Source organism: Candidatus Schekmanbacteria bacterium RIFCSPLOWO2_02_FULL_38_14, assembly GCA_001790855.1.
Taxonomy (GTDB): Bacteria; Schekmanbacteria; GWA2-38-11; order GWA2-38-11; family GWA2-38-11; genus 2-02-FULL-38-14-A.
This window is the reverse complement of sequence record MGDH01000011.1, coordinates 13,626-29,482: the sequence shown is the minus strand read 5'-3', so window position 1 is coordinate 29,482 and position 15,857 is coordinate 13,626. Positions and strand designations below refer to the sequence as shown.

Annotated in this window: 10 protein-coding genes; 7 read left to right on the top strand and 3 right to left on the bottom strand. The window is 39.0% G+C overall.

Features of this window, described 5'->3' with window-relative positions; genetic code table 11:
- The first annotated feature begins 49 nt into the window (after positions 1–49).
- The 6 genes from A3H37_02685 (at position 50) to A3H37_02660 (ending at position 10,918) form a co-directional block, all read left to right on the top strand.
- Positions 50–2,296 (top strand): phosphoribosylformylglycinamidine synthase II, encoded by a 2,247-nt coding sequence (locus tag A3H37_02685; protein OGL50738.1) that lies wholly within the window; start codon positions 50–52, stop codon positions 2,294–2,296.
- Complete coding sequence (locus A3H37_02680) at positions 2,289–3,692, top strand: amidophosphoribosyltransferase (GenBank protein ID OGL50737.1); 1,404 nt, start codon at positions 2,289–2,291, stop codon at positions 3,690–3,692. The genes A3H37_02685 and A3H37_02680 overlap by 8 nt, the downstream gene beginning before the upstream one ends.
- 101 nt (positions 3,693–3,793) lie before the next feature.
- The gene (locus tag A3H37_02675; protein ID OGL50736.1) at positions 3,794–6,313 is read left to right on the top strand and encodes a hypothetical protein; all 2,520 of its coding nucleotides are present in this window, start codon (positions 3,794–3,796) and stop codon (positions 6,311–6,313) included.
- A gap of 95 nt (positions 6,314–6,408) precedes the next feature.
- Positions 6,409–7,947 carry a ribonuclease G gene (locus A3H37_02670; protein ID OGL50735.1) on the top strand — a complete coding sequence of 513 codons (1,539 nt, stop codon included), beginning with the start codon at positions 6,409–6,411 and terminating at the stop codon, positions 7,945–7,947.
- A 251-nt stretch (positions 7,948–8,198) separates the two neighbouring features.
- A complete protein-coding gene (locus A3H37_02665; GenBank protein ID OGL50734.1) occupies positions 8,199–9,320 on the top strand; it encodes an alanine--glyoxylate aminotransferase in 1,122 nt (373 codons plus the stop codon).
- Between the two features lie 71 nt (positions 9,321–9,391).
- Positions 9,392–10,918, top strand: coding sequence for a hypothetical protein (locus A3H37_02660; GenBank protein OGL50733.1), 1,527 nt, complete (start codon positions 9,392–9,394; stop codon positions 10,916–10,918).
- 23 nt (positions 10,919–10,941) lie between these two features.
- Here the strand turns inward: A3H37_02660 and A3H37_02655 are convergent, their stop codons facing one another.
- The 3 genes from A3H37_02655 to A3H37_02645 are packed head-to-tail and all read right to left on the bottom strand — an operon-like array spanning position 10,942 to position 14,060.
- Positions 10,942–12,036, bottom strand: coding sequence for a hypothetical protein (locus A3H37_02655; protein ID OGL50732.1), 1,095 nt, complete (start codon positions 12,034–12,036; stop codon positions 10,942–10,944).
- Positions 12,033–12,626: a hypothetical protein gene (locus A3H37_02650; GenBank protein OGL50731.1), complete on the bottom strand. Its 594-nt coding sequence runs from the start codon at positions 12,624–12,626 to the stop codon at positions 12,033–12,035. The genes A3H37_02655 and A3H37_02650 overlap by 4 nt, the downstream gene beginning before the upstream one ends.
- Positions 12,627–12,653: 27 nt before the next feature.
- On the bottom strand, positions 12,654–14,060 hold the full coding sequence (locus A3H37_02645; protein OGL50934.1) for an aldehyde dehydrogenase: 1,407 nt from the start codon (positions 14,058–14,060) through the stop codon (positions 12,654–12,656).
- A gap of 381 nt (positions 14,061–14,441) precedes the next feature.
- On the opposite strand from A3H37_02645, the gene A3H37_02640 reads away from it, so the two are divergent.
- The gene (locus A3H37_02640) at positions 14,442–15,776 is read left to right on the top strand and encodes a hypothetical protein (GenBank protein OGL50730.1); all 1,335 of its coding nucleotides are present in this window, start codon (positions 14,442–14,444) and stop codon (positions 15,774–15,776) included.
- Positions 15,777–15,857 lie beyond the last annotated feature (81 nt).

Below are 15,857 nucleotides of genomic sequence, written 5' to 3'. Positions count from 1 at the left end.
TGAATAAAACATCTGCGTAATTAAGATACAATCCCAAGGAGAACATATTTTGCGTGAGCCAAAAGTAACAAAAGAGCTTATAGAAGCGCACGGCCTGACTGAAGACGAATACAAAAGGATATGTGAAATTCTCGGAAGAGATCCAAATTACACTGAACTCGGAATATTTGCTGTAATGTGGAGCGAACACTGCAGTTACAAAAGCTCCAGAGTGCATCTGAAAAAATTTCCAACAAAAGCTCCTTGTGTGTTGCAAGGTCCCGGAGAAAATGCAGGAGCAGTCGACATCGGTGACGGGCTTGCAGCAGTGTTCAAGATTGAAAGCCATAATCATCCCTCATTCATAGAACCATATCAGGGAGCCGGTACGGGAGTTGGAGGAATCCTGAGGGATATATTCACAATGGGCGCAAGACCCATTGTGAATATGAATTCCCTGAGGTTTGGAAGACTTGATAAGCCTAAGAACAGGTACCTTCTTGAGGGTGTTGTTGGAGGCATTGCCGGATATGGAAACTGCATGGGTATTCCAACAACTGGCGGAGAAATATATTTTGAAGAATGCTATGACGGGAATCCTCTTGTTAATGCCTTTTCTCTCGGCATTGTGAAAAAGGATAAAATATTTTTAGGAACTGCAAGAGGAATCAATAACCCTGTTATCTATGTTGGCTCGAGAACAGGGAAAGACGGCATTCATGGCGTAACAATGGCTTCAGAGGAATTCAGTGAGGAAGCACAGGAAAAAAGACCAACAGTTCAGGTAGGAGACCCTTTTACAGAAAAGCTCCTTCTTGAAGCCTGCCTTGAGCTGATGAAAAAAGACTACATAGTCGGAATCCAGGATATGGGAGGTGCGGGGTTGACTTGTTCATCCTGTGAAACAGCAGCAAGGGCTGGAAACGGCATAGAGATAGATATCGATTTGGTGCCTCTCAGGGAAGAGGGTATGTCACCATATGAAATAATGCTTTCAGAATCACAGGAGAGAATGCTGATTATAGCAAAGGCTGGAAGGGAAAAAGAGGTTAAGGAGATATTTGACAAGTGGGATTTGGAGGCTGCTGTGATTGGCAGGGTAACAGGGGATGGAAATATGAGAGTTATGAAAAGTGGTAAAGTAGTTGCTGAAATCCCGGCAAAAGCCCTTGCTGATGAAGCACCCCTGTATAGCAGACCTGTTAAAAGACCTGAGTATCAGGACGAGCTGAACAGCCTTGCAATTGAAAAAATACCAGAACCTGAAAACTTCAATGAAGTTTTTCTTAAAATCCTTTCTTCATTAAATATTTCAAGCAAAGCCTGGGTTTATGAGCAGTATGACCATATGGTCAGGGTAAACTCAGTAGTTCTGCCTGGTTCTGATTCGTCTGTAATAAGAATTATAGAGAGCGGTAAGGCTTTAGCCATGACCCTTGATGGAAACAGCAGATACTGCTTTCTTGACCCATTTGAAGGGGGAAAAATAGCAGTTGCAGAGGCTGCAAGAAATATTTCCTGTTCAGGGGCAAAGCCTCTTGCAGTAACAAACTGTCTGAATTTCGGAAATCCTGAAAAACCTGAAATAATGTGGCAGTTTTCTAAATGCGTAGAAGGTATGGTTTCTGCATGCGAAGCCTTTCAGGTTCCGGTTATAAGCGGGAATGTGAGCCTGTATAATGAAACAATGGGAGAAGCAATATACCCGACACCGGTTATTGGAATGGTTGGCATCATTAATAAATCAAAACCATATTGTACCCAGTGGTTTAAGGATGAGGGAGATTTAATACTTCTTCTTGGTGATAACAGGGAAGAACTTGGCGGGACAGAGTATCTGAAAATAGTTCATAAAATGGTAAAAGGATTTCCTCCAAGATGTGATTTGGAAGCTGAAAAAAATATCCAGAATGCATGCATGTCAGGGATAGAAAAGGGGTTTATAAAATCAGCCCACGATTGCTCGGACGGAGGCATAGCGATTGCGCTTGCTGAAAGTTGCATAACAGATCCTGAAAAATCTCTTGGAGCTTCTGTTTCACTTGAGGATGAGATAAGGCTTGACAGTTTGCTTTTTGGAGAAACTCAGGGGAGAATAGTTGTAAGCCTTGAGCAAAGAAATCTTGACAAATTTACAGAAATTTCTAAACAGTTTGGTATAAAACCAAAAATCATTGGCAGGGTTGGAGGAAAAAATTTTAATATAGAGGCAAAAGGAAGAAATAACAAGAAAGTAAATATTGAACAACCCATTGATATGATAAAAAATATCTGGAAATCATCTCTAAAAAATGCTCTGCAAGTGAAAAATGTTTGATAAATTTCACGAAGAATGCGGTGTATTTGGCATCTATGGCCATTCTGAAGCATCAAATTTAACCTATCTCGGCCTTTATGCCCTACAGCACAGGGGACAGGAGGGCGCCGGAATCTGTTCTTCTGACGGAAAGATTCTTTACACTTCCAAGTCAAGAGGCCTTATAGCTGACATATTTACAATTGAGAAACTGAAAAAACTGCAGGGGCACATAGCCATTGGTCACAACCGCTATTCTACAACAGGGACAAGCCAGCTTAAAAATGTTCAGCCTTTTTATGCGCGGTATTCATTCGGGCAGATTGCAGTTGCTCACAATGGTAATCTTATTAATGCCGGAGTTATCAGAGAAGAACTTCAGAAAAACGGAGCCATTTTTCTTTCAACAAGTGATACTGAGGTTATCATCCACCTTATGGCTCAGTCAAAAGAACACAATCTTATTGACAGGATTGTTGATTCTTTAAAGCAGGTAAAGGGAGCCTACTCAATACTCTTCTTGACTGAAAAAAAGCTCATAGGAGTCAGAGACCCTAACGGATTCAGGCCATTGATTCTTGGAAAATTAAAAGACAGCTTTGTCCTTGCTTCTGAGACCTGTGCGCTTGACCTTATCGAAGCTGAATATATCAGGGATATTGAGCCCGGGGAAGTGGTTATCATTGATGAGAATGGATTGCAGAGTATTAATCCTTTTAAAAAAACACACCTTTCACAGTGCATATTTGAATTTATATATTTTGCAAGACCTGACAGTAATATTTTTAAAAGAAATGTCCACATGGTGAGAAAGGAATTTGGACGGATACTTGCAAGAGAATCTCCATGCAAGGCAGATTTTGTCATTCCTGTTCCGGATTCAGGTGTTGTTGCAGCCATTGGTTTTTCAGAGGTTTCAGGGATTCCTTTTGAAGCCGGACTTATCAGGAACCATTATGTCGGAAGAACCTTTATAGAGCCGCAGCAGTCAATCAGGCATTTTGGAGTAAAAGTAAAACTGAACCCCGTTAAAAAAGTTATTGAAGGCAAAAAGGTGGTAATAATAGATGATTCAATTGTAAGGGGAACAACAAGCCAGAAAATAATCAAGATGATTAGAGATGCAGGAGCAAGGGAGGTTCATATGAGAATCAGCTCGCCTCCGACAGCTTACCCTTGCTTTTACGGAATTGATACTCCAACAAGAAAAGAGCTCATAGCATCATCCAAAAGCATATCAGAAATAAAGGACTTTATAGGAGCAGATAGTCTGGCTTATCTCAGCCTTGAAGCATTAAACAGAGCTGTTGAAGCCCTTGACCATGAATTCTGCAATGCCTGCTTTACGGGGAACTATCCTGTCCCGATTCTCAAAGAGCAGATGGACCAGATGGAACTGTTTCAAAAAGGCTGTTGAAAAACGGGCTTTTCAACTTAAGACTTTAATTTTCCACCATTGCTTTTTATATATTCATAGGTAAATTCCGCCTTAATTATTTAAATGTTACTATAAAAACTATGAAATTACCAGATGACTACCTGAGTATAGTCCAGAAGCCTTCAAGGTATATTGGAAATGAGATAGGAAGTGTAAGAAAAAATCCTGAAGAGGTAGACCTTTTCTTTGCCCTTGTTTTCCCTGATGTATATGAAATAGGAATTTCCAATCTCGGATTGAGAATTCTCTATCACATTCTTAACAGGATGAAGGGAGTGCAGGCTGAAAGGGTATATTCTCCGTGGATCGACCTTGAAGAAATACTTGTGAAGGAAAAGATTCCTCTTACAAGCATCGAGAGCAAAAAGCCTTTAAAGGAATTTGACATAGTAGGCATTACCCTTCAGTATGAGATGAGCTACACAAATATTCTGAATATTCTAAGATTGGGTTCAATACCTTTAAAATCTGAAGAAAGGGAAGAGGGAATGCCTCTTGTGATTGGTGGAGGTCCCTGTGCCTTTAACCCTGAACCTCTTTCTCAGTTTTTTGATGCTTTTGTGATAGGCGATGGAGAAGATGTCATAATTGAAATAGTAGAGGTATACAGGAGATGGAAAGTCTCAAAGGCAAAAAAAAATGATTTGTTGAAATTCTTAAGTGAAGTTGAAGGTGTTTATGTCCCTCGCTTTTTTGATGTGTTGTACAGAGATGACAGAAGGATAAAAAGCATAAGCAATGTAAATCTTAAGGGAAAAGATTTTGTATGCAAAAGGGCTGCTGAAAGTCTGGAGAAAAATGATTTTCCAGTCCAGCCCATCATTCCTTACATTGAAGCTGTACATGACAGAGTAAATATTGAAATAGCAAGGGGCTGTCTGAGCGGATGCAGGTTCTGTCAGGCGGGAATAATTTACAGGCCATTAAGGGAAAGAAAAGCTGATGAGATAAAGGAGCTCATAAAGCTATCACTGAAAAATTCAGGATACAAAGAGGTTTCGCTCACTTCCCTCAATACCGGAGAATATTCAGGAATAGATCTCCTTATCCCGCAACTGATGGATTATTTTACTGCAAACAAGGTATCTCTTTCCCTTCCATCACTAAGGCCTGATAGCCTCAATCAAATCATAGCGTCAGAGATTAAAAGGTTTAAAAAAACAGGATTTACGATTGCTCCTGAAGCAGGTTCTCAGAGGCTGAGGGATGTCATAAACAAACAAATAACAGAGGATGAGATACTCCGAGCAGCTGAGATAGTTTTTAAAGAAGGGTGGGGAGCTTTAAAACTTTATTTTATGATAGGGCTTCCAACGGAAAAAATGGAAGATATTGAAGAAATAATAAACCTTGTAAGAAAAATAAGAAAATTATCATTTAAATCAACAGGAAGATTTAAGCGTCTTTCAGTATCAATCTCTCCTTTTGTTCCGAAATCCCACACCCCGTTCCAGTGGGCTTCACAGCATCCACATGATGAGATGAATGAAAAAATAAGATTCATAACAGGAAGCGTTAGAGACAGAAGAATTGATTTTGAATGGCACAATCCGCAATTAAGTTTTCTTGAGGCAACAATTGCAAGGGGAGACAGAAGGGTTGGGGATATTATTGAAAGGGCTTTTAATAAGGGATGCAGGTTTGACGGATGGAGCGAGCAGTTTGATTTCAATAAATGGATGGAGGCTTTTTCTGAAGGGGGAATTAATCCCGCTTTCTATTCCACAAGAAAAAGAGAAATCGATGAAATATTCCCGTGGGAGCACATACACACAGGAGTAAGCAGGAAATTTCTTGAAGAGGAATACATAAAGGCAACGCAGGAAGTGATTACGAGAAGTTGCAGAGAAAAGGGATGCAATTTCTGCGGGCTTGAAACACGCGGTTGTCATCCTCTTCCTGGTAACAGCAAATACAGCTGTGTTCTGAAAGAGGAATCAACGGATGGCAAAGAAAGTGTTGAAACTGACGATGCCGTAAAAACCAGAACAAGATTCAGGGTAAAATTCAGCAAAACAGGACTTTCAAAATATCTGTCTCATCTTGAGTTCCAGAATCTCCTCATTCGTTCTCTGTCAAGGGCAGATATCCCTGTTGCCTACTCAAAGGGATTTCATCCCCATCCTGCGTTTTCATTTTCTTTTCCGCTTCCTGTTGGATGCGAAGGTTTGGAAGAGTATTTCGATATAGAAGCAGAATGCGCAATAGAGCCGGAGACTTTCTGTATGAGAATTAATGAGCAGTTACCTCTTGGCATAAAGTTTCTTGAAGCACATCTTTTAAAACAAGGGGACAAATCACTGATGAAAGCAATTTCATCCTTTGAATATGAAATTGATGTTCCCAAAAAATTGATTAACGCCAATGATGAACAAAAAAAATGGAATGATGAAATAAAAGACGGGGAGTTAAAGGAACTAATCAAATGGATTCAGGTTAAAGAAGAGGAGGAATCTGTAAAAATAAAATATGAAGCAAAAATGACTGACAACAACTTTTTGAAACCAAAAGAGGTTCTAATGAGATTTTCTGGTTTGAATTGTGATGATTTCAAAAAGTTTAATCTGAAAAGGACAAGGATAATACTTGGTGAAGGATGAGATGATGTTATCTGAAAATAATCTTAGTGCTGAAATCTGTTGTCTTCATGCAATGAAACTGATAAGCTTGGTTCAAATAGCCGGAGGTTCATTTTATGTCTCGTGAAATAATTATAAATTCAACTTCTCAGGAAACCCGCATTGCAGTTCTTGAGAATAATCTTTTGTCAGAAATATTTACAGAAAGGAAAAAAGAAAAGGGGATTAACGGAAACATTTACAAGGGAAAAGTAAGCAAGGTTCTTCCGGGAATGCAGGCTGCTTTCATTGACATAGGAATGGACAAGGCTGGTTTCCTTCATGCAAGTGACATAGCTGATGATGCAAGGGCATATGAAAAGTTGCTGGACGAGGATAAGGATATATCTCAGGATAAACTTGATGATGAGATTTTTGAAAACGAAGAAGAAGTTTCCATTAGCAAAGACAGTTCTCTTCAGATTGAAGACCTTCTGAAAAAAGGGCAGGAGATTCTTGTTCAGGTTTCAAGAGAGCCAATTGGTTCAAAGGGGCCACGTCTGACTTCATATATAACTCTGCCGGGAAGATACCTTGTGTTTATGCCGACTGTTAACCACATGGGAATCTCAAGAAGGATAGAGGATAAGGGAGAAAGGGCAAGGCTTAAGGGCATAATGAATGATTTGAGAACTCCAAACTCAGGATTTATAGTAAGAACTGCCAGTGAGGGAAAATCACACGAAGATTTTATGTCTGACATGAACTTTTTAAAAAAACTATGGGGAACAGTTCAGGAAAGACACGATAAACGTCAGGCTCCCTGCCTTGTTCATGCTGATATGGATTTGGTTTTCAGAATCCTCAGAGACCTTTTCACATCAGATATTGAAAGGATTCTTGTTGATTTCAAGGCTGATTTCGAGAGGTGCCTTGATTTTGCTGAAAAATATCTTCCCCAGCATTCTGGCAGGATTGAATTCTATGAAGGGAAAGAACCTATCTTTGATCTCTTTGGAATAGAGATAGAGATTGACAAGGCTCTCGGTAGAAAAATCTGGCTCAAGTCAGGAGGTTACATAGTGATTGACCAGACTGAAGCCCTTGTTGCAATTGATGTCAATACCGGAAAGTATGTTGGAAAGAGAAATCTTGAGGAAACAATACTGAAAACAAATCTTGAAGCGGTAAAAGAGATTGTTTACCAGATAAGGCTGAGGAACCTTGGAGGAATAATCATAATTGATTTTATAGACATGGAAAAGGAAGAGAGCAGGGAAAAGGTTTTTCATGCGCTGGAAAATGCAATAAAGGGAGATCGCTTAAGAACAAATATCCTTAAAATCTCCGAGCTTGGTCTTGTTCAGATGTCAAGAAAGAGGATGAGGGAAAGCCTTAGCCAGTCATTATGCCAGCAGTGTATTTATTGCGATGGCAAGGGATTGATAAAATCATCAACCACCATCTGTTATGAGATTTTCAGAGAGATTGCAAGGGTTGCCATTTCAGAACCCGGAAAGAAAATTATGGTAAGCGTTCATCCTGATGTTGCTGATATGCTTTATGATGAAGAAAGTGCAGGAATTGAAGAGCTGGAAAAAATCTGCCAGAAAAAAGTAATAATAAAAACTGATTTTGACAATCATATTGAGCAGTATGACATTGTGGCGATGTAGAATTTATATTACAAGGAATTGACTTTTCTAAAGATTCTTTACCTTACATATCCTGAGTTTTTGAACCATTAAACCACTTAATCTATATAGACATCTGTCCAAAAGGGTTTTAAAATGAAGCCTTAATCAGATTCGATTTATTTTAAACAGCAGTGTATGAGGGTTGATTGACTTTGTTAAAATGGTGTAAAATTTAAGCTTTAATCTTGAGAAAAATGTTAAAAAGGAATAAATTTTAAGAGGAGAATTTTGTGTTTGATATTGCTGAAGAGATAAAAATCCCTGTGAGAATACTTATGGGTCCTGGTCCAAGCAATGTTCATCCACGGGTATTAAAGGCAATGTCCATGCCAATGATAGGACATCTTGATCCTGTTTTCCTGAAAATAATGGATCAGACCATGGAGCTTTTAAGAAAGGTATTTCAGACAAAAAACTGCCTGACAATTCCTGTTTCAGGAACAGGAAGCGCCGGAATGGAAGCCGCGTTTGTAAATTTTGTTGAAGAAGGGGACAGGGTTGTTGTTGGAATAAAAGGAGTATTTGGTGAAAGGATTGCAGACCTTTTAAGACGCTTAAAAGCTGAAGTCGTAGAGGTCAGGGAAGAATGGGGAAAGCCAATTGACATAAGCAGAATCGCAAATGAATTAAAGAAAAATAAAGCAAAAGCTGTTGCCATAGTCCACGCTGAAACTTCTACAGGAGTGCTTCAGCCAATAGAAGAACTCGGAAAATTTGTGAGAGAGAGTGGTTCGCTGTTTATAGTTGATACAGTGACATCTTTGGGTGGCGTCCCTGTTAAAGTTGATGAGTGGCTTATAGATGTGTGCTACAGCGGAACACAGAAATGCCTTAGCTGTCCCCCCGGAATCTCACCACTTACCGTAAATGAAAGAGCAATAAATGTTATGAAAAGCAGGCGCACAAGAATACCGAGCTGGTATCTTGACCTTACAATGATTGAAAAATACTGGGGCTCAGAAAGGGTATATCACCATACAGCTCCTGTATCCATGATTTATGCCCTGAGAGAAGCTCTCAAACTGATAATTGAAGAAGGGCTTGAAGAGCGGTTCAGCCGTCACAAGGAGAACTACAGATACCTTGCAGAAAAACTTGAAGGCATTGGGATTAAATATCTCGTAGAAGAAAAATACAGGCTTCCAACATTAAATTCCGTACTGATTCCTCAGGGAACAGATGATAAGGATGTAAGGAAAAAACTCATTGAGGAGTATGGTATTGAAATTGGAGGAGGACTTGGGAATCTTTCAGGAAAGATATGGAGAATAGGTCTGATGGGTTACTCGTCAAATAAAGATAATATCAATCTTCTTATAAGTGCCTTAAAAAAAATACTGTCAAAGCAATAAGGTATAGGCTTTAAGTTTTTATGTTATAAGTTATCAATTGTTAGTCATTAATTAATTTTTTGGAGGGAAAAATGCCTAAAAGTTCTGATTGTATTCTTGGAATTGATATTGGAACATCCATGGCAAAAGCAGCTTTGTACACTGTGGGCGGAAAACTTCTGATTGAAAACTCTGTAAGTTATTCCTTCACCTCTTCTTCAAAAGGATGTGTTGAGGAAGACCCGGAAACACAGTGGTGGAAGGCAACTATTGAAAACATAAAAAAGATTACAAAAAATAAGGTTGCAAAAGGAAAAAGAATTCTGGGAATAGGGGTTTCCTGCACAAATGCACTCGTATGCGTTGACAGGGACGGGAAATCTATTGCTCCTGCAATTATGCAAATGGATAAGAGGTCTCAGCATGAGGTTAAGTACATAAGCGATAAGATAGGTGATGAAGAAGTGTTCTCTATCACCGGTAACAGAATTGCTCCGGGTGCTTTTTCCCTGCCATCAATTCTCTGGCTTAAAGAAAACAGAAGCAGTGTTTTTAAAGGTACATATAAATTTCTTTCCCCTTCAGGGTTTATTGTTGGCAAATTAACAGGCAAATTCAGCATTGATACAACAAGAGCCTGTACAACACTTTTATATGATGTAAGACAGAAAAAATGGTCAGTGGAAATATTGACAGGGCTTGGAATACCTCATGAAAAACTTCCTGATGTTTACAAATCCTCTGAAGTGGTTGGAGAGACAGATGACAGAGCATCAAAAGTTACAGGACTGAAGCAAGGAATACCTGTGATTTCCGGAGCTATGAATAGTGTTGCCGCAGGCATTGCTTTGAATGTAAAAGTAAGGGATGAGGGCTTTATTATCCTTGGGACTGTTGGAAGGCTTTGCAGAATTGTTGCAAACCAGGCGCTTTTAAAGAAAGAGTTTTTGAATACTCTTTATTCAGATGACGGGAAATATCTTTCTGTTGCCTGTATGGATGGGACAGGTATGTCCGCAGAATTGTTTGCCAGGGAATTTGGGACAAAGCCTGCAGGAAAGAATCTGTTTGAAGAGCTTGAAAAGGAAGCTCAAAAATCCTTGCCATGTGCAGGGGGATTGATTTACCTCCCATACCTTATGGGTGAGAGGTCTCCTGTATGGGACCCCTATGCAAAAGGAGTGTTTTTTGGAATATCGCCATCATCTACCAAGGGTGATTTTTACAGGGCTATGTTTGAAGGGATAGCATATTCTTTAAGGACAAATCTGGAAGTTTTTGAAAAAGATATGGTTTCTGATATAAGAGTTTTAAAAATATTTGAAAGCGGATTAGGTAAGAGCAGATTCCTTCAGCAGATAATCTCAAATGTTCTGAAAAAGGAGATTGTGCCTTGCAGTGTTGAATCTCCTGAAACTTTTGGCATCAGCGCGCTTGCAGCGCTTGGAATCGGAGCCATAAAGAATACTGAAAAGTTTGTTAAGAGCGGGATAAAAGTTGGAAAACCTCTTAAGCCTGACAAAGAGAACGGAAAAAAATATGACAACTGCTTTTTGATGTTTAATAAACTCTATGATGATTTAAAAGGCGACTTCAGAATAATGTATGAAATCCAGTAATTTCAAATACCCCATCAGCACTTTCAACCCAGATTAAGAATAATCTGTTTTATCTTTTTAAAGTCGTTATTCCCAAGCCCAAGGCTTGCAGCAGAAGCAATATGTGTTGCCTGCGGTGAAACTGAATTCAATCCCTTCTCTTTTCTTTTGCTTTCAACTATATTCAGCCCGCATGTATCTAATGCCACCATATCAGAGCTTATGATTATCTTGTTTTCAATCCATTGCGGAGGGCCATAGGGACCTCCATCATAAATTCCAAGAATTGCGTCACAAATACTTATTTTTGTTTTCTTCCTTATAACAGGAGATGCATTGAGTTCTGCAATCTGCGGATTACAGTTGTTGACGTGCATTGCTTTCATATTCTCCATTGCAGTAAAGAACTTGAATTGCCAGAACTGGTCATTAAGAGGAATATACCCATAAGCATTTTTCAGCGCCAGGGTTACACCGGCAAAAGCCTTGAACCCGCTTTCTTTCGAAGGGGTTGCATTCTTCAAAACAGGAGCATTGATGATATAATCGCAGTGCTGGGTAAGAATTTTGCTAAAAGGCAGTTCAATGTTCGCTGATGGTATCTTAACTTTAACTGAGTCATCATATCCTGCCCCCCATCGGCTTGTACCAAAACAGAGATAGCTGAATTCTTTATCATTTATGTTATAACCTGATTTAATAAGATTTTTTTCATAACAGTCCCATATCAAAATATAATTCTCCTTGTAGCCATTGTCCCTGAGGCTGTCTGCAACCGAGTAGGTGAATTCAGGATGGGTAGGAAGCTGGTAGTTGGCAGAATTGACTTTTATACCTATAATCTCACTGTCAAGATGCTCAGGGAATATTTTCTCCCACGCCTCTTCAACAGTCTTTGAATTAGTAACTGCTTTAAGTCCCTCATCAATCATAAGGCGTACTATTTTTCTGTTGATTTTACCATTCTGGTATGATGCCTTGCTGTGGGAAACTATTGCTACTGTGGAAAAGCTCTCATCCGCACCATTCAGGTCTTTATTGAAATCCTCTCTTATTTCTAACGCTGAAAGCGCAGAGGGATTGAGGCAGAAAGTTCCTGCGCAGATTCCTGCTGCTTTAATAAAATTTCTTCTTTTCATTGCAATATTTCCCTGCGAAGAATTCTCAGGCTAAAGAAAACCAGAATTTCTGTAATGGCAAGCAGAGTAAAAATAGCCAAGGCATAAGATATTGCTGATAGATTTATAAGTCCGGAGATTGAATCAGGAAAAAAATCTTTAAGAATAACTACTCCTATAAACAGCATATAAAGGATTGGGGCAGATTTTCTGAAAATGCTTATCTCCGGAATGATATTCTCTGCTGTATTTATTTTAGACATCAGAATAAACTCAATGAAAAATATTGAATAAACAACAACCAGAGCAAAAGGGATAATCTTTAGAAAACAGAAAAGCAAGAAAGATGAGAACCTGAAAAAGAAATCTGCAGAAACATCAAAATACATTCCAAAGGTACTTGCAACTCCTTTTTTCCTTGCCATATATCCATCAAGTATATCAGTCAGGCAGATAACAATAAACAAAAATATTGCAAAAATCCCAAAGAAATTTTTTTCTGCTGAAAAAAAGTAGATGCAGAAAAAAATTAGAAATAGCGGAGTAAGAATGAATCTCAGAAAAGTTAAAATGTTTGGAAGATTAACTGCTATTTGAGATTTTATTATCATTTTATCTTTATTTAAAAGCTAAAAATCCTATACATTGAATACTATCATCTTTATATCTGTCATCTCTTCAATGGCATATTTTAATCCCTCTCTTCCTATTCCGCTGCTCTTAACTCCTCCATAGGGCATTTGGTCAACACGAAAGGTTGGAACATCATTGATTATAACACCGCCAACCTTTATTTCTTTTGCTGCCATAATGGCATTCCTTAAGTTGTTTGTATAAACTCCTGCATTCAAGCCGTATATTGAGTTATTGACCATTGAAACTGCTTCCTCGAAATTTTTGAATGGGATAATTGATACCACAGGGGCAAATGTTTCATCCTTTATAACTTTCATATCAGCAGTTACATCAGTTAGAACTGTTGCCTGAACAATTGAGCCGTTTCTTTTACCGCCTGTCAGAACCTTTGCTCCCTGTTTAACTGCCTCATCAATCCATTCTTCTATTCTTCTCGCTTCTTTCTCATCAATCATTGGTCCAAACTCGACATCGCTGTCAAGGGGATTTCCAACATTTAATTTTTTTATAGAGGCTACAAATTCTTCAGTGAATTTTTTCTCAATGCTCTGGTGCACATAGATTCTCTGGACAGAAATGCAAACCTGACCAGAGTTTGCAAAACCTCCCATAATGCATCTTGGGACTGCCTGCCCGGGATTTACTCCCTCATCAATTATTACTGCCGAATTGGAGCCAAGTTCAAGGGTAACAGGCTTTATTCCTGCCATGGATTTAATCCTTTTTCCTACTTCAAGGCTTCCTGTGAAAGTTATCATCGCTATTCTGTCGTCAGTCACAATCCAGTCCCCTAATTCAGAACCCCTGCCTGTAACAATATTTAAAACTCCTTTTGGGAGACCTGCCTCAATCATTATTTCACCGAGTTTTATTGACGTGATTGGAGTTGCAGTAGCAGGCTTTAAAACTACGGAATTTCCTGCTGCAATTGCAGGCGCAACCTTGTGCGCTACAAGATTGAGAGGAAAGTTGAATGGCGTTATTGCTCCAATAACTCCTTTTGGAACCCTGAGAAAAAATCCCATTCTGCCTTCCCCTGCCTTTGATGCGTCCATTGGAACAGTTTCTCCGTGAATCTGCTTTGCTTCTTCAGAGGCAAACTTAAAGGTTTCAACAGATCTGCTAACTTCCATCCTTGAATATTTTATTGATTTTCCTGCTTCAAGGGATATGGTTCTTGCAATCTCCTCCTGCTGTTCTTCTATCAGCCTTGCGGTATTTTCAAGTATTTTTGAACGCTGGTATGCCGGCATTTTAGAAATGACTTTAAAGCCTTCTTCAGCAGCTTTTATCGCATTATCCAAATCACTCTTTGTGGCTTTTGGAACTGTTCCAAGGACTGTTCCGTTGTATGGATTTAATACTTCTATTTTCTCGTCACTGCTTACCCATTCACCGTTAATAAGCATTTTATAGTCTTTAGACAACTTTGCACTCCTCAACAAAAATAAATTCTAAATCCTAATATCTAAATCGTTCGACTGATACTTTAAGATTTTTCTGCCTTACAGCTATAATCTTATATTGAAAAAATCACTTTAGTCAAATTTTTTGATTAAAAAGAATTCCTCGATGCTTTGCCTGCCTACCGTCAGGCAGGCATCGGGGTAAAAAATAATATTAACGGTCGTCATTGACCCGAAAATCCCATCGGACAGGCGAGGCGCCTGCCTGCTCTGGCTTTGTTGACAGAATTTTCTCTGTGTGCTAATAAAAAAACGAGGTATGGGTTCCTCCATCACTTCCGGGAAGTTATTAAAAGAAGTTGAGATAAGGGATAAGGTTTACTTATGGTTTATGACCTAATTGTAATCGGTGCGGGACCTGCAGGGCTTGTTGCAGCAAAAACCGCTTCTGAAAAAGGCTTGAAAGTTTTGCTTCTTGAAAGAAAGCCTGATCCAAAGGTTTTTAAAAGATCTAATACCTGCATGCTTGTTGCTACACCGGGTTTTAACGGAGAAGAGGTTAGGGTAGAAAAAAAATCTGAAAATTCTTATCTGTTTAAATTCCCGAGAAATGGATTTTCAGTAAATTATAATGGCCCTTTATATGAAGTACCCGACCTTATAAGTTTCTCTCCCTGCGGCAACAAGGTCCATGTCCATAATACAAAACAGCCGCTTTATTATCTTTTTGACAACAAAGCCCTTCTCTCAGGATTGATTGATGAAACAGTAAGGACAGGAGTAACACTGAGAAGCGGTTCTCTTGCAATTAAAGCTGAGAACAGGGAAAACAGTGTCAGAATATGTGTCAGGGAAAATAATGGGGAATCGTGGATTGAAGGTAAAAAGGCAATAGTTGCAGAGGGACTGAAATCAGGGATTGCAAAAAATATAGGATTAAACAACAGCAGGAAAATTTTCGGAAGAGGTCCAAGCCTTCAATACATTATGGAGGGTGTAAAACTGCCTTATAAAAATAAGGCATTCATGAGCTTTTATGGTTCTTCGTATTCAAAAGGCGGCGGCTTGGTTTACGTTGCTCCCTGCGCAGAAGGAAAAGATTATTTTTATGCAGGAATTAGCGGGGTTAACCCGGGCAAATACTGCAAGATTTTTCTTGATGAATTCATTCATAAAGGAAAATTCAGCGACTGGTTCAAAGACGCAAGGATTGTCGAGTATACCGGTGCTGTTGTCCATCTGATATCCCCTTCTCAAGAACCGTTTTCAGGAAATATTCTCTTTGCGGGTGATTCAATAGGTTTTGCAGAGACAATGTATCAGGGGGCTTTTATGTGCGGCTATAATGCTGCAAAGGCAGTTTGCGATGAGTTGAACGGTAAAAGCGGTCTGAAAAATTATTCAGATTTCTGGAAGGGTTCTTTTAAATGGAATAAAACTGCGCAGGCAATGGCGGATTATTTAAAAATTGGTCTTCTCTTTCCCTTTTTCTCAGATGAAGAGCTTGATTATATGTTTGGCCTTGTGGACGGGAAGACCTTTGAAGGCGCCATGAATCCCTATGAGCAGATAAATGCGCTTTTTGGCATTATTGCAAAGACTCCTGAGATAAAGCCTGAAATGGCACAGAAAATAGCAATGTTTCAGAAAATCACAATGGAAGACATAGAAAAAATGATAATCCAGAAAAGGCAGTTTGCGAAAAATAGCCAGAGTTAGACGTGAAATTCCTTGCAAAAATATTAAGGAGTTTGTATTTATAAAAAATAGAGATTTAATTGAGCGGTTTACGATATTTGT

What these genes read in the sequence shown, in the direction of transcription:
- A3H37_02675 (OGL50736.1), top strand. Translation starts at nt 3,794, where the DNA reads ATGAAATTACCAGATGACTACCTGAGTATAGTCCAGAAGCCTTCAAGG.
- A3H37_02660 (OGL50733.1), top strand. Translation starts at nt 9,392, where the DNA reads ATGCCTAAAAGTTCTGATTGTATTCTTGGAATTGATATTGGAACATCC.
- A3H37_02650 (OGL50731.1), bottom strand. Translation starts at nt 12,626, where the DNA reads ATGATAATAAAATCTCAAATAGCAGTTAATCTTCCAAACATTTTAACT.
- A3H37_02680 (OGL50737.1), top strand. Translation starts at nt 2,289, where the DNA reads ATGTTTGATAAATTTCACGAAGAATGCGGTGTATTTGGCATCTATGGC.
- A3H37_02640 (OGL50730.1), top strand. Translation starts at nt 14,442, where the DNA reads ATGGTTTATGACCTAATTGTAATCGGTGCGGGACCTGCAGGGCTTGTT.
- A3H37_02645 (OGL50934.1), bottom strand. Translation starts at nt 14,060, where the DNA reads ATGCTTATTAACGGTGAATGGGTAAGCAGTGACGAGAAAATAGAAGTA.
- A3H37_02670 (OGL50735.1), top strand. Translation starts at nt 6,409, where the DNA reads ATGTCTCGTGAAATAATTATAAATTCAACTTCTCAGGAAACCCGCATT.
- A3H37_02655 (OGL50732.1), bottom strand. Translation starts at nt 12,036, where the DNA reads ATGAAAAGAAGAAATTTTATTAAAGCAGCAGGAATCTGCGCAGGAACT.